General features: G+C 61.1%; 11 protein-coding genes, 1 tRNA gene and 1 pseudogene. 9 read left to right on the top strand and 4 right to left on the bottom strand.

Annotated elements, in window-relative coordinates; all coding sequences use genetic code 11:
- Positions 1–15: 15 nt before the first annotated feature.
- Both EN824_RS18465 and EN824_RS18460 read left to right on the top strand, forming a co-directional pair.
- Complete coding sequence (locus EN824_RS18465) at positions 16–369, top strand: hypothetical protein (RefSeq protein ID WP_127276173.1); 354 nt, start codon at positions 16–18, stop codon at positions 367–369.
- 127 nt (positions 370–496) lie between these two features.
- The gene (locus tag EN824_RS18460) at positions 497–886 is read left to right on the top strand and encodes a DUF427 domain-containing protein (protein WP_127276175.1); all 390 of its coding nucleotides are present in this window, start codon (positions 497–499) and stop codon (positions 884–886) included.
- Between the two features lie 269 nt (positions 887–1,155).
- Here EN824_RS18460 and EN824_RS18455 read toward each other — a convergent pair whose 3' ends face one another.
- The 3 genes from EN824_RS18455 to ppdK all read right to left on the bottom strand — a co-directional run bounded on the left by EN824_RS18455 (position 1,156) and on the right by ppdK (position 5,953).
- A complete protein-coding gene (locus EN824_RS18455; RefSeq protein WP_127276177.1) occupies positions 1,156–1,896 on the bottom strand; it encodes a polysaccharide deacetylase family protein in 741 nt (246 codons plus the stop codon).
- A gap of 156 nt (positions 1,897–2,052) precedes the next feature.
- Positions 2,053–3,156, bottom strand: a complete 1,104-nt coding sequence (locus tag EN824_RS18450; RefSeq protein WP_127276179.1) for a glycosyltransferase family 9 protein — start codon at positions 3,154–3,156, stop codon at positions 2,053–2,055.
- Between the two features lie 118 nt (positions 3,157–3,274).
- On the bottom strand, positions 3,275–5,953 hold the full coding sequence (ppdK, locus tag EN824_RS18445) for a pyruvate, phosphate dikinase (RefSeq protein ID WP_127276182.1): 2,679 nt from the start codon (positions 5,951–5,953) through the stop codon (positions 3,275–3,277).
- A 226-nt stretch (positions 5,954–6,179) separates the two neighbouring features.
- Here ppdK and EN824_RS18440 point away from each other — a divergent pair, with 226 nt between their 5' ends.
- The 6 genes from EN824_RS18440 (at position 6,180) to EN824_RS18415 (ending at position 12,661) form a co-directional block, all read left to right on the top strand.
- Positions 6,180–6,524, top strand: coding sequence for a VOC family protein (locus EN824_RS18440; protein WP_127276184.1), 345 nt, complete (start codon positions 6,180–6,182; stop codon positions 6,522–6,524).
- 127 nt (positions 6,525–6,651) lie between these two features.
- A tRNA-Gln gene (locus EN824_RS18435) sits at positions 6,652–6,726 on the top strand.
- Between the two features lie 343 nt (positions 6,727–7,069).
- On the top strand, positions 7,070–8,518 hold the full coding sequence (locus tag EN824_RS18430; protein WP_127276186.1) for a TolC family protein: 1,449 nt from the start codon (positions 7,070–7,072) through the stop codon (positions 8,516–8,518).
- Between the two features lie 39 nt (positions 8,519–8,557).
- A complete protein-coding gene (locus EN824_RS18425) occupies positions 8,558–10,690 on the top strand; it encodes a type I secretion system permease/ATPase (protein ID WP_127276188.1) in 2,133 nt (710 codons plus the stop codon).
- 50 nt (positions 10,691–10,740) lie between these two features.
- Positions 10,741–12,030: an HlyD family type I secretion periplasmic adaptor subunit gene (locus tag EN824_RS18420; protein ID WP_127873135.1), complete on the top strand. Its 1,290-nt coding sequence runs from the start codon at positions 10,741–10,743 to the stop codon at positions 12,028–12,030.
- A complete protein-coding gene (locus tag EN824_RS18415; protein ID WP_127276192.1) occupies positions 12,020–12,661 on the top strand; it encodes a ribbon-helix-helix domain-containing protein in 642 nt (213 codons plus the stop codon). Before EN824_RS18420 ends, EN824_RS18415 begins: the two co-directional genes overlap by 11 nt.
- A gap of 131 nt (positions 12,662–12,792) precedes the next feature.
- Here the strand turns inward: EN824_RS18415 and EN824_RS18410 are convergent, their stop codons facing one another.
- Entirely contained in the window at positions 12,793–13,746 is a 954-nt protein-coding gene (locus EN824_RS18410; protein WP_135865365.1) for a transglutaminase-like cysteine peptidase, read from the bottom strand.
- A gap of 323 nt (positions 13,747–14,069) precedes the next feature.
- Here EN824_RS18410 and EN824_RS35270 point away from each other — a divergent pair.
- Positions 14,070–15,287, top strand: a pseudogene (locus EN824_RS35270) (hypothetical protein); the annotation flags it as partial.

The raw sequence follows: 15,287 nt of genomic DNA, 5'->3' as shown, positions 1-15,287 counted from the left end.
CTGAAAGAGGTTCGCATGGACACGCTCGACGATAAGGTTCTCGAGAGTACACTTGCCGAAAGCCTGGCCGATCTGGTGCCGGACGAAAAGACTGTTTCCGAAGACGAGTTCGTCGAAGTTGTCGGCGGCGCGCTCGAAGCGGTCGGCGGCACGCTGCTGTTCAAGATGTGCGTCCAGAACGAAGGGGAAGGCCAGCACGTCGCGGCGGCATCCGTCGGCGATGGCGGCAATCGCCAGTTCCTCCTGCTCACCTTGCCAACCGGCGGCGGGGCGCTGAAAGTCGAGACCATTTCGAGAAGCAGCAACCCGGTGGCGGGAATCGCGGCCGCCTATGCCGGGCTGATGGACGCCTTCAAAACCGCCGCCTGAATTTCCGCGGCAATGCGAAGGCTATCTTGCGCCACGCACGAGCGCATGGCGTCTGTTTTGTTTGCGACTACGGGCTTGCGCAATCCGGCCTTCCACCACACTTAAGGTCGGGGCAAGAGGAACCAGCATGGACAAGATCGCCAACCCGGCACCCGGCTTTCAGCGCAATCCCGACAAGATCATCACGATAGAGCCCTATTCCGGCACCGTCACGGTCCGCGCCGGCGATACAGTCATCGCTTCGTCCGCGAAGGCGAAGGTGCTGACGGAGGCCCCCTACCCCGCCGCCTTCTACATTCCGTTCGCCGACATCGATTTCGACAAGCTCAGCCGAACGGACCACTCGACCCACTGCCCCTACAAGGGTGACGCCAGCTATTGGAGCGTGCTGCCGGCGGGCGAAGCGGGCAAGGATGCGATGTGGGCCTACCGCCAACCATTCGACGAGATGACCGACATCCGCGACCACGGCGCGTTCTACGCCAGCAAGGTCACCATCGAAGCCAAGCCGGACTGAACGCTTCAGCCCGAAGGCACTTGAGAGTGCATTGAGGTTCAGATCCGACCCTCGCCGCCGACGAGAGGGCTGGCACCCTCTCCCGGCGGTCCATTCTCGACCCTTCGGCAACGAAAGTCATAAGACAAGCAATTCCAGGAAAAGTGCGCAGCGGTTTTCCCGGGGGAAGCGCGTAGCGCTTCCCCCGGGAATTGCGTAAAAACAAGAAGTTAGAGTGGGTCAGACATTCTATCGAACACTGAACCGCTCTCGATCGGTTTTGAACCGTTCTACTCGGTGGTGCCGTGATTGCCCGTCCCGTCGGCGTCGTCGAGCCGCACGAAGGTCATGCCCTTGTCCTTGAGCGCCAGCAGGCCCTGGACAACGCCCTCGCCTGCGGCATGGGTCGGCTGGTTGATATGAGCGATGATGACGTCGCCATCCTTGGCCGCGGCGATACGCTTGGCCGTCTCCTTGACGCCGAGCAGCGAGCCGCCATCGCCATTGATCGAGAAGCCGGCAATCTTGAAGCCGAGCTTGCGGATCATTGCAATGGCCGAGGGGCTATATTCGGCGGTTGCGCCGCGGAACCATTTCGGCGCCGGCTCGCCGGTCCCGGCAAGTGCGGCGGCGCCCGACTCGACCTCGGCCGCTACCGCTTCGGGACTGCCGGCGCTGCGTATGCCATAGATTTTCTGTGGCGTGTCGACCGCCGGAACATGGCGGCCGCCGTGATTTTCCAGTTCGAACAGGTCGGGATGCGCCCGCATGATCGCGACGGCCTCGGCGTTGCGCTTCAGCCAGATGCCGGTGACGAAAATGGTGGCCGGTATCCTGTTGTCCACCAGCGCCGAGAGAATGCGCGTGTCGGTCTTGCCGCCGCAGGCATCGAGCGTGAGCGCGACGCGACCGGTTCCGCTTGCAGCCGGCTTGATGTGCAGCGTGGGTTCGACCAGCGGCGCGGCATGGGCGCTGGATAGCAGCGCCATCGACATGGCGATCATGCAGAGATTTTTTTGCAGCAGACGCATCGAACCCGAATTCCTGACCGGCGATTTCAAGCCGGTAACCCAAAACCCGCATGAAGGCGGAAATCGGGACGATGGATAGCAGAAAAACGCCTGGCGCGGCAATTTGACCGACTGAGAACGAGCTGTTGGACGACAGCCTTGCCGATCGATCACCGCTCAGACAGCGCGTTCCTGTTTCATCTCGGTGCGCGCCAGAACCTCGCGCGCCGCTTCGACGACCGGCTTCACCTCCAGGCGCCAAACGCAGCACGCCTTGCTGGGGTCGGTCCGGCGGCACAGATCCTTGGCCACGCAATCACATGGCATTGACGGCCGAAGCGCGATGCTGGGCACGCCGACAGGTCCCCAGCGCGACGGATTGGTCAGGCCGAAAAGGCCGACAACCGGGGTACCCGCGGCAGCGGCCATGTGCATCGGGCCGCTTTCGTTGCCAAGAAACATCCGGGCCTGTTCCAGGACCGCCAGCAGGCTCTCGAGCGACAGCTCTCCAACCAGGTCGACCACCTGCGTCGCCGTCCCGGCGACGATCCGCGCGGCGGTTTCACGTTCGTCTGGCCCCCCGACCAGGACGACACCCAGTCCGGTTTCGGCCGCGATCTCGTCAATCGCCTCCGCGAACCGTTCGGGCTGCCATTGCCGGCCCTTGAAACTGGCGCCCGCATGCACGGCGATGAAGGCGTTCGGGTGGATATGGTGCCTGCCCAGGAGCGCCAAGGCTTTCTCGGCCTCGAATGGCAGCGGCTTGATGCTCGGTACCGTGGCGTGCAGATCGATGCCGAGTGCTTCAAGAGGGGAGAGATAGCGATAGACAAAATGCTGGCCGCCAAACCCGAATGGCTTGGCAAACACATTGGCGGGCTGCCGCTCCAACAGCTTCAGCGGCCTCTCGGAAGGATTGTAGCCGACGCGTGTCCTGGCGTTGACCAACCCGCTGACGAGCCGAGAGGTCTTGGAATCGGTCAGGTCGATCGTCAGGTCGAAGCGAAAGCCACGCAGCGCCCGCACCACGGCATAGAGCTCTTTTGCGCGTTGCAGCAGGGTACCCCGCATGCTGGCCCGCCTGAACGCAACCACCTCGGAAGCGATGCCATGCGCAACCACGAAGCTCTCGAAATGCGCTTCGCAGAGGAACACGATCCTGGAGTCAGGGAATTCGAGCCGCAGGTTCCTGGCGAGTGTCGAGGCGAGGACGATATCGCCTACAAACTTCGTTTGAATGATCAGGATCGAGCGGAACGGAGCGGGTGATATCTGCAACATCTGTTTCCGGAAGCAATTGGCGGTCATCCGTAAATTGGTCGAGAACAGTGTCGAGATTACGCTATGTCGCCAGCACGTTCACGTGAATTTTCATACAAACCTTAAGCTCCGTACCAGTCTATCCACGCCCCGTCTTCGCCGCATGCACCGCGGCCTGCGCGGCCGCCAGCCTGGCGATCGGCACGCGGTAGGGTGAGCAGGAGACGTAGTCGAGCCCGACCTCCTCGCAGAAGCGGATCGACGAGGGATCACCGCCATGCTCGCCGCAAATGCCAAGCTTGATGCCGGGCCGCGTCGCCCTGCCCTTTTGCGCCGCCATGCGTACCAGTTCACCGACACCGTCAATGTCGAGCGAGACGAACGGATCCTGCTCGATGATGCCCTTCTGGCGGTAGGTTTCCAGGAAGGACGCCGCATCGTCGCGCGAGATGCCGAAGGTGGTCTGGGTGAGGTCGTTGGTGCCGAAGGAAAAGAACTCGGCCGACTCGGCGATGACATGGGCGCGGATCGCCGCGCGGGGGAGCTCAATCATGGTTCCAGTGAGGTAGTCGATCTTGACGCCGCTCTCATCCATGACGCTCTTGGCGACCGCATCGATGCGCGCCTTCACATAATCGAGTTCCTTCACCAGGCCGACCAGCGGCACCATGATCTCGGGCACCACCAGCGCGCCGGCTTTCTTGCCGGCCTCGACAGCGGCCTCGAAAATGGCGCGCGCCTGCATCTCGGCGATCTCCGGGTAAGAGACGGCGAGCCGACAGCCGCGATGGCCGAGCATCGGATTGAATTCGTGCAGCGCCTCGGTGCGCTGCCGGAGCTTGTCGGGCGACACGTTCATGGCGACCGCGACCTCGGCGAGTTCGGCTTCGGTCTTGGGCAGGAATTCGTGCAGCGGCGGATCGAGCAGGCGGATCGTCACCGGCAGGCCGGCCATGATTTCGAACAGTTCCAGAAAATCCGAGCGCTGCATGGGCAGAAGCTTGGCCAGCGCGGCGCGCCGGTCCTTCTCGGTGTCGGCCAGGATCATCTCGCGCATGGCGACGATGCGCGCGCCGTCGAAGAACATGTGTTCGGTCCGGCAAAGCCCGATGCCTTCGGCGCCGAAGGAGCGCGCCATGCGGGCATCGAGAGGCGTTTCGGCGTTGGTGCGCACCTTCATGCGGCGAACCGCGTCCGCCCACTCCATGATGGCCGCGAAATCGCCTGACAATTCCGGCTGCAGCATCGCCACGGAGCCCTTGAGCACCTGGCCGTTACCGCCGTCGATGGTGATGATGTCGCCCTTGCGGAAGGTCTGGCCCATCGAGAGCAGCGTGCCGGCCCTGTAGTCGACGCGCAGCGAGCCGGCGCCGGACACACAAGGCTTGCCCATGCCGCGCGCGACAACCGCCGCGTGGCTGGTCATGCCGCCGCGCGTGGTCAGGATACCTTCGGCCGCGTGCATGCCGTGGATATCTTCCGGACTGGTCTCTATGCGCACCAGGATCGCCTTGCGCCCTTGCGTCTTCAGGTCCTCGGCATCGCCGGAGGAAAAGACGATCTCACCGGTGGCGGCCCCGGGGGACGCCGGCAGGCCGACGCCAATGACGTCGCGCGCGGCTTTCGGGTCGATGGTCGGGTGCAGCAACTGGTCAAGCGAAGCCGGATCAATGCGCGTGACCGCTTCCTCCTTGGTGATCAGTCCGTCCCTGGCCATTTCGACGGCAATCCTGAGCGCCGCCTTGGCGGTACGCTTGCCGGAACGGGTCTGCAGCATCCACAACTTGCCGCGCTCGATGGTGAATTCGAGATCCTGCATGTCGCGATAGTGCTTTTCCAGGCTGTCGGAAATGGTGACGAACGACTGGAAGGCGTCCGGCATCAGCTTCTGCAGTGACGGCTTGTCGGAACCCGCCGCGATGCGCGCCGCCTCGGTGATGTTCTGCGGCGTGCGGATGCCGGCAACGACATCCTCGCCCTGCGCGTTGACCAGGAACTCGCCATAGAGCTGCTTTTCGCCGGTCGACGGGTTGCGGGTGAAGGCAACGCCGGTCGCCGAGGTCTCGCCCATATTGCCGAACACCATGGCCTGAACATTGACCGCCGTGCCCCAGCTTTCGGGAATCTCGTGCAGGCGCCGGTAGGTGATGGCGCGGTTGTTCATCCAGCTCGAAAACACCGCGCCGATCGCGCCCCAGAGCTGCTCGTGCGGATCCTGCGGGAACGGCCGGCCGAGCTCTTCCTCGACCTTGGCTTTGTAGAGCGCGATGACGCCTTGCCATTCGATGGCCGTCAGCTCGGTGTCGAGTTCATGGCCGAGGCTGGCTTTCTGGTCTTCCAGGATTTCCTCGAACACCTCGTGATCGAGGCCCATGACGACATCGGAATACATCTGGATGAAACGGCGGTAGCTGTCATAGGCAAAGCGCGCATCGCCGGAATCGGAGGCCAGGGCCTCGACCGTCTCGTCGTTCAATCCGAGATTGAGCACCGTGTCCATCATGCCGGGCATCGACGCCCGGGCGCCGGAACGCACCGAAACCAGGAGCAGCTTCGAAGGGTCGCCGAACCGGCGGCCGGTCAGCCGGCCGATATGGTCGAGCGCGACAGCGACGTCGGCTTCCAATCCCGCCGGGTAGGTACGGCCATTGGCATAGTAGGCATTGCAGACCTCGGTGGTGATCGTAAAACCCGGCGGCACCGGCAGGCCCAGGCTGCACATCTCGGCCAGATTGGCGCCCTTGCCGCCCAGCAGATTCTTGTCGCCGGCACGGCCTTCCGCCGCACCATCGCCAAAGGTGAAAACCCATTTGGTCATGCTTTGCTCTCCGGTTGCAGGAGATTGGAAAGATTGGCGAAACGGAAAGCTCCGCCCGTGTCCGACTTTGGAGCGATATGATGCTGCAGTGCGAAAGGCAAGCGCCGGCCAAAGCCGTCGGGTCGCTACAATCGATTAAGAAAAAGCCATGCCCCCGGATGCGTCAAAAAGACTTGCCACCTCAATGTTCGATATCTAGAACATAAAGGGAACAAAGAGGTGTCCCATGAAACGGCCTGGAAAACTGGACTATCTGGAAATGCCGGCGACCGGCGGCACGCTGGACCGGCTGAAGGGCTTCTACAGCGCTGCCTTTGGATGGTCGTTCACCGACTATGGACCAACCTATTCGGCCTTTGCCGAGGGGCTGGAAGGAGGTTTTCAGGCTGATGCAGGGGAAGCGCCGGCCAAGCCGCTGCCTGTGCTTTACAGTGAGAATCTGGAAGAAACCCTTCGCGCGGTCGAAAGCGCCGGCGGAACGATCGTCAAGCCGATATTCCCATTCCCCGGCGGCCGACGCTTCCACTTCGTCGACCCAGCCGGCAACGAGTTGGCCGTGTGGTCCGTATAGTCCGCTTGTGGATCATCTGGAGGCAATCGCACTGCTGGTCAGGCGAGTGCCTTCGCGGCTGCTCATAAGCATTGTGCTTTTCGGCTGCTCTGCTAATAACGCGCCGCACAGCGACTCTGACGGCTATTGGGGCGTCGCCAAGTGGTAAGGCATCGGTTTTTGGTACCGACATTCCCAGGTTCGAATCCTGGCGCCCCAGCCAAGCGCAGCACGCACCGAATCGGCCCTGCTCAAAAACGCCGCGCCAAGCGCACTTTATTTGCAGGCATGCGTACTCATCAGGATATTGTCAGAACAAGCGTCCTGTTGGCCATCTCCGTATCCTGTCTCGGTGTTTCAAGTTTCAATACCGGCACTTGGTCCCCACCAGCGTCTCAAATGTGTGCCATTTTTGCTACATTCTTTGGCCGTCTGTCTGGATTCTGTGATTTAGTCACAGCTTAATAATGAAACGCTCACGGTAATTTGCAAGATAGTCAACAAGGCCAGGCGCCAAGCCCGGCTGGGGCGCTCTTAACAAAGCGCGGGGAAACGTGGGTGGGAAAATGAAGACGACAGGTCTGTCGACCAAGGTCATGAGCGTTGGTCTCTTGATGACGGCTACCATGCTGAGTTGCTGGAGCGCGCATGCACTGACACTCAAGGAGGCCATGGCGGTTGCGGTGGAATCCAATCCGGAAATCGGCCAGGCCATCGAAAACCGTGAGGCGATCGAGTTCGAACTGAGACAGGCAAAAGGGCTTTATCTCCCAAGCGTCGATGTCGAGGCATCCGCTGGTGCTCGCCGTCTGGACAACTCCTCCCGCCGCGCGCTCTCCATCGAGCACGACGCTCTTTATCCCGCGGAGACCGACCTGACAGTTTCGCAAACGCTTTATGATAGTGGCGCAAGGCGAGCCGAACTCAACCGTCAGGCCTCGCGGGTCGATGGCGCCTCGTTCCGCGTGCTGGAGCGATCCGAGTTCATCGGGCTGTCGGTTGTCCAGGATTACCTGGAATACATGCTTCAGGCCTCGATCGTGGCAGAGGCAAAGAAGAATCTGGGCTTTCACCAAGCGATTCTCCACGACATCAGGGAAGGCATAGCAGGCGGCGGGTTGAACGAAGCCGACCGGCAACAGGCGGAGGAGCGCTTGTTCGCGGCCAAGGCCCGCATGCAGGAAGCCGCCGAGGAACTCGAGGCCTCGAGGATCCGCTTCTTCAAGACCGTTGGGAAGCCGCTGACCAATGCATCGCGGCCAGGCGATGTTTCCTCTGCGCTGCCAAGGTCGCTGGACGACGCACTGGGCATTGCGCGGGAGAACAATCCGCGCGTCCACATGGCCAATAGCGATATTTCCGCCGCCGCCTCGCAGGTTGACGCCGCGCGGGCGAAATACGGCCCTTCGGTCGTCGCCGAAGGCGTTGCCCGGGCCGGATACGACATTGACGGCGACAATGGAGACACGTCCGATCTGCAAGCACGGGTGGTGCTGCGGTGGAATCTGTACCGGGGCGGCATCGACAAAGCCAATGAGCAGGAGCAGATCCGCCGCGCCAGCGAGCAGCGGCTTGGGCTGCATCAGGTTCTGCGGGAGATCGAAGAAGCCGTTCGCACGTCGTGGGATCGCCGCTTCCGGCAAGCCGATCTGGCAAAGACCCTGAAGCTGCAAGCCGCTACCAACGAGAAGCTGGTTGCTTCTTATCGCGAGCAGTTCAAGGTCGGACAGCGCTCGCTGCTCGATGTGCTGGATGCGCAGAATACGCGGTTCAACACAGCGACGCTGGCGGACACCGCGTCCTACGCATCGCTCTTTGCGCAATATCGGCTTCTGGCAGCGACCGGGCAGTTGCTGAAAACGATGGACATCCATCCGCCGAAGCAGGCCACGGCCTACGCCAAAGATGAATTTGCGGTTCCGGAGACCGCGGACACCGAAACCTATGCACGGACCCCGTCGGAACAGACGAACGATATACCCTTCGACATCCTTGCCCCGGTCAGGAAGAAGTGAGCCGGTGTAAGGGAGGTTGAGGGTCCTGGCGGGCGGATCGTGAATCAGCAGCCACATATTCTGTCGCCCAAGGAGGCGTTCAAGGCCTGCTTTTCGGCGATTGCGGCCTATCTCGGCAGGCCGAGTGCGGAGACCGTGCTGTTTGCCGGGGTGCCGATTTCGGACACGCGCATCGAGGTCACCGAGATCCGGCATCTTGCCGAACGCATCGGTCTCGAGACCCACGAATTCAATCATCGCGACTTCCTGCGCGGTCGCGTCGATCTTCCGGCAATTATCTTCCGTGTCAGCCAGTTGCCGATCGCCCTGCTGGCCGAAATCGATGGCGACGGGTATCTCACGGCGCCGCAGGAAGACGGGCGCACGACTATCGGCAAATCCGAGCTGGCCGCGAGTTACATCAGTGGCGGCGTATCCTTCTCGATCACCTATGCCAACGCCACCGAAGGCATGAAGGTCGGGTCGGCGCAGCAGATCGAACGGCGCCATTGGCTGACGGGAACGATGGGCGCTTTCTGGCGCACCTATTCGAAGGTCGTGCTGTCGGCGATTTTCATCAACCTGCTGGCCATCGCCTCGCCGATCTTCACCATGAACGTCTATGACCGTATATTGCCGAACAAGGCGATATCGACGCTCTGGGTGTTGGCGATCGGTATCGGTGCCGTCATTCTCTTCGACCTGCTCCTGAAGACGGCCCGCGCCTCGCTCATCGACTATGCCGGGCGCAAGGCGGACCTGCGGATATCGTATCTGCTGTTCGAGAAGGTGCTGAATTCATCCTTGTCCGCGCGACCTGGCTCGACCGGCGAATATGCCAACCGTGTCACTCAATATGAGTTCGTCAGGGAGTTTTTCACCTCCAACACCATCAGCGTCTTCATCGACACGGCCTTTGTCTTCATCTTCCTGCTGGTCATCTACGCGATCGGCGATTGGTTGGTCATCATACCGGCCCTGGCATTTGTGGCGTCGGTAATCGTCGGCCTCGTCACGCAACATCGCATCGGCAAACGGGTCGCCGCCTCGATGAACGAAGCATCCCAGCGCCAGGCCTTGCTGGTCGAGTCCATCTCCACGCTGGAAACAATCAAGTCGCTGCGCGCCGAAGCCTATTTGCTGAGGAAGTGGGGCGAGCATTCGAAGAATGCGGCCAACACCTCCGAGAAGATCAAGCAGCTCTCGGCCGCGGCCGGCAACATCACCCAGGCCATCCAGCAGCTTGTGACGGTCGCCCTGGTCGTGGCCGGAGCCTATGCCTTTTCGGAAGGGCATGTATCGACAGGAGCCATTATCGGAACGGTGATGCTGGCGAGCCGGGCCGTGGCTCCGCTCGGCCAGATCGCGATCACCTTGTCGAGATTTCGCCAGGCCATGCTCTCCTTGAGAATGGTGAATTCCATCATGTCCCAACCGGAGGACCGGCCGGACACGGTGGGCTTTGTCAATCGCCCGATCCGCAATGGAGCGATGACGTTCAAGAATGTCGGCTTCGTCTATCCCGGATCGGAAAACGAGGTTCTGTCCGGCCTGAACTTCTCGGTGAAACCGGGCGAACGCATCGGCATCATCGGCCGCATCGGGTCGGGCAAGACGACGATGGGACGCCTGATCGGCAGGCTTTTCCTGCCGAGCTCGGGCGAGCTGCTGCTGGATGGCATCGACATCCGCCAGTATCACCCGTCGGAGGTGCGCGCCGCCGTCGGCATCGTCGCGCAAGCTGGCGATCTGTTTTCGGGCACCGTGAAGGAGAACCTGCTCATGGCATCTCCGGAGGCGACCGACGAGCAGATCATCGAAGCTGCAAAAGCCGCCGGCGTCGACGAGTTCGTCTCTCGCCATCCACGCGGCTACGACATGAATGTCGGCGAGCGAGGCACCAATCTTTCCGGCGGGCAGAGACAGACGGTGGCGATTGCCCGGCTGCTTTTGACCAAGCCGAAGATCGTCTTTCTGGATGAACCGTCCGGCTCGATGGACCTGGCTTCGGAACGACAGCTGATCAAGCAACTGAAGACCGCTTTTGACCGCAACACGACGCTGATCGTCTCGACGCATCGCTTCAGCATGCTCGAACTGGCCGATCGCCTTATTGTTGTCGAACAAGGAAGGATCGTTGCTGACGGGCCAAAAGAACAAGTCATTCAGGCGCTGCAGAGAACCAATTCCTGAATGAACAAATTATATCGGGCTAAACCCGATATAATAACGGGGCGTAGGAAATGCTTGCCAGAGAAGACCGCCCGCCGCTTTTCGCGACGGCGTCCATATTCATCATAGCGGCGCTCTTCGTCGCCTTTGTCGCCTGGTCATCATTCGCCGAGGTCGACGAGATCGCGCGTGGCGATGGCAAGGTCATACCGGCCTCCAAGACCCAGGTCATCCAGGCCAGCGAGCCGGGCGTCGTTCAGGAAATCGCCGTGAAGGTGGGGCAGGTCGTCAGGAAGAACGACCTTATCATTCGTCTCGACAATACTTTGAACACGTCCAGCCTCGGCGAACAGCAAGCCAAGGCGCGAGCCCTGCAGACACGCATCGCCAGGCTCAAATACGAACAGAGCGGCAGCATCAGCGGATCGTTTCCATGTCCGCAGGACATTCAGGCGGTGGCGCCGGAAATCTGCGACAACGAGCAAAATCTCCTCGTTGCCCGACGCGAAAACTTCGACAACAAGCTGTCGGTGCTCAAGTCGCGCCTCGACCAGCGCGAAAAGGAACTCGACGAAGCGAACGCCAATCTCGACCGATTGACAAAAAACCTGGCTGTGAGCGACCAACAGGCGACGCTGGTCGAGGCGATGGTCAAGAAGGGTCTGATGGCAAGGACCGAGCAGCTCAAGGTCGAGCAGGAGCAAACCGAACTCAACGGCCAATTGAACCTGGCCGGCGAGACGATAAAGAAAGCCAAGTCGGCGATCACCGAGGCGCAGCTCCAGGTCGAGGAACTCGGGCTGCAATTGAAGCAGGAAGCACTCGATGACCTGACGCAGGCCTTGGCCGATCTTTCGGTGGTGGACGAAACCATTCGCGGCGCGACCGACAAGGTCGCGCGAACGGATATCCGCTCGCCGGTGGACGGTATCGTCAACACGATGGAACTGAACACCGTCGGCGCCTTCGTCCAGCCCGGTACTGTCGTAGCCGGCATCGTGCCTACTTCCGAGACATTGCTGGTAGAAGCACGTGTTTCGCCCCGCGATGTCGCCTTTATCCGCCCCGATCAGGATGCCTTGATAAAAGTCACGGCTTACGACTTCTCGATCTTTGGCGGCATCGAAGGCAAGGTTTCCAACATTACCGCGGACAGCCTGGTCGATCAGAAGACGGGCGAACCCTATTATCAGGTGCGTGTTGCAACCGAGAAATCGACACTGGTGCGAGACGGAAAGGCATATTCGATCATCCCCGGCATGATCTGTTCCGTGGATATCAAGACCGGGCGCAAGACGATCCTGAGCTACCTGCTGAAGCCGATCAACAAGGCACGTCAGGAGGCAATGAGTGAGCGATAACGCCATCTCTCCCCGGACCTTGAAAGACCGTTTGCTTCTGCCGCTCCCGACAGAAGATTTCGAGCTCGAGTTCCGCGTCGTGGCGCGCGGCGGCGTAAGGCGCGGCATCCGTCTTGAGCGGGCTTTCTGGGTTTCGCTGAAGCAGATGGCCGAGAGCCGCAAATGCACGATCGGCATGCTGGTCGACGAGATCGCCGAAAGTCACGCGGAAAAAGGAAACCTGACCTCGGCAATTCGGGTCGCCTGCATACGCGAATCGGGGAACGAGAACCTGAACCTGCGCAAGCTTGCGTCGATCAGGACGGTAAACGCCATTCTGCTTGCCTGTCCGTCGCCGGCTTTCGCCTTGGCATCGACGAAGAAGATCGTGACGTTCAATGCGTCGTTCCAGCAACTGGTCAAACGGCAGTTGCCGACAGCATTCGACCAGGACACGCGGCAGGACCTGAAGCTGGCGCTGGATCTCAACGTGGCGGATATATTCGCGCGCCTTGACACCAATGGCGACGTTGCCGTTGCGAGCGGATTTGTGATCGGTGCCGGCGAGCGCCGCTACCGGGGCCAGCTGAACGTGGTGCGCGCCCCGGTGCAGGACCTGGAATTGCTGATGGCTTTTGTCTTCAACGGATAGAGCGGCTCATCCTTTCGCGGAAACCGTTCCATCTCCTTGTTTTCACGGCAATTCCCAATGGCAAAGCGCTGCGCACTTTTCCCGGAATTGCTCTCGGCATTGAGCCGGGACAGGAAGCGACCACCTTGCCTTTACTTGACTTCCAGCAGCGCGCCTTCGCCAGGCGCGACGGTTTCGAAACCGCCCTTGACGTCGGCCATCTGCGCGGCCCCCGGTTTGGACCCGTGGATCCATGCCCGGTCGGTGCTGAACGAATACAGTGGCTGGTAGTCCGGGAGCGCGCTGTCCTTGAGCACCGTGTTGTTGAGACTGTCGAGAATGTAAGCGCCGCCTGCAGTGCTCACCGAAAGCACGGCGTGGAAGAAACCTCGCTTGCGGTCCTGGAGAACGACGAGCGACATGCTGCGTGCCGGAATGCCGGCCCTCAGCAACGCCGTCATCTTGAGGATGGCGAAGTCCTCGCAGTCACCGGCGCGATTGGCGAGGATTTCCGAAGGTTTCGCCCAGTAGTCGAGCTTGCCGTAAACGACGCTGTCCTTCTTGTAGGCGATCAGGTGGTTGATGCCGCTGTTGATGAATGACAGTTTTTCGACAAAGCCCTTGCCTTGGGCGGCCGAGACCATGGCCGCGAAGGCCGGGCTCTTGTGGTCACAGGGACTGCCCACGGTGCAACCGGTTATGGCCTGGTAGACCGGTGCCCAGCGCGCCGAAACGGGAAAATTGCGCATGGACAATGCAACCGACCCGAACACGCCCGGGATAATCGACGCAGTCTGCATCGGGTCGACCCCCCTGCCTTCTTGCGCGGTCGAGGCGCTGGAGCCGTCTTGCGCTGGAACGGGACTGTAGCCGTTCAGGACAAGGCTGATCTGGTAGGGGGCGGCCGGCTGCCAGGGCTGGTACCTTTGCAGCGAAATACCGCCGAGACCATGCGGCGCCTGGACCGTCCCAAGCAGCGCTGTTTCGGGCAGGAAATCCCTGACGACCGGCCCGGCAAGGGCTGGTTGCGCCGAGCCGGCCATCCCCACTGCCAGCAGAAGCAGCTTGAGCTTGCTCTTCCCCGGAGCATTCTTTTGTTTTTTCATGACGCCCACCTTTGACCGTGGACGCTACCAATCTTGTCTCAAATTACTGGAAAGGAAGGTGGATAACTTTCCTGTATAATCGTTTTGCTAATTTGAGTAAAATTTTACACGTATTTATACTTCTATTTACCGGATTGTTCGCATCGCTCGCGGCGAAGCGCCATGCGTCCAAGACAACATATAACTGATTATATGTTCACAGTTTACCAAGCGTAAAAAAAGTTATCGCAGGCATATCCAAATATATAGAATGGATTGATGGACCGTTGCAAAGTCGAGGCGCCACCTGTCTCTTTCCGGGAAATGCCGGAGGGGTTTAAGCTATGGCGACCAGTATTGAATTGGACAACGTTTCGAACTCGTGGGACGAGCATTCCGTCTCCAACGATCACCAGGACCTGACAGCGCCGATCCAGTTGGTGGCGCAGGCCGCACCGGCCGAGCAGGCGGCGGCACCGGCCCAAACGGCGCCGGCTTCGGCCGAACCCGTGCCCGTCGATGTCGGCGGCGGTGCGCCAGCGGCTGCTCCGCCAGCGGCAAATGCCCCACACGAATACGTCGCCGACGCAAGCAACGTCGTCAGACTTCCCGCCAATGTCTCGATCGACAACATCAAGGTCGACGGGCACAACCTCGTGCTCGAGCAGGCGGACGGCTCGGTCATCGTCATCAAGGACGGCGCCCTGAATGTGCCGACCTTCATCATCGGCGAAGTCGAAGTGCCGCGCGTGGCCTTGATCGCCGCGCTGGAAGCGAGCCATGTCGATGTCGCGTTTGGCACGGATGGTTCCATCTCGGCGGGCCCGGGAGGTTCGGCCTCGAGCGCCGGCGGCAATTTCGAACAGCCTGCCGGCGGGATCGGCGACGGCTTCGGCCTTTCGGCATTGCTGCCGCCGACTGACCTGCATTTTGGGCAGCTGGATCATCGCGAGCTGTTCCCTTCCTTGGTCGACAGGGGCGTCTCCGTGGTGGCCATGTCCCTGACCGACCCTGGCCAGGCGGCCAGCGAAACCGGCCTCGATGGCGGCTCGCAACAATCGCCGGGCAGCGACGCACCAAGCAACTCCGAAACCTCCGGCGTCGGCACGATCAGCATCGACGCACCCGATGGCATCGGCTCGATCGTCATCAACGGCACCACCGTGACCGGCGTTAACCAGCAAATCGCGGGCGAGTTCGGCTACATCACGATCCTGTCGTTCGATCCTGGCACGGGTGCCATCCAGTATGACTACACGGTCACCGAGTCGGTTACCCATCCCGTTCACACGACCGGATACGACGCCAACGACACGGTTCCCGACACTTTCAGCATCACCGTCACGGATGTCGACGGCGACACCGCGAGCACGACCTTTGCCGTTGCCATCATCGATGACGTGCCGACGGCGGTTGCCGACACGGACAGCGTCTCGGAAGGCGGCACGGCGAGCGGCAACGTGATTACCGGCGTCGGCAGCGACGGCAATGCGGCCGGCGCCGACACCAAGGGTGCCGACGGCGCCGCGGTGAGCGGCGTGACGGGTTCTGGGGCAACGACG

The organism is Mesorhizobium sp. M8A.F.Ca.ET.181.01.1.1 (genome assembly GCF_004792025.1).
Classification (GTDB): Bacteria; Pseudomonadota; Alphaproteobacteria; order Rhizobiales; family Rhizobiaceae; genus Mesorhizobium.
The sequence above is the reverse complement of the archived record's forward strand: the minus strand, read 5'-3'. Positions and strand labels throughout refer to the sequence as shown.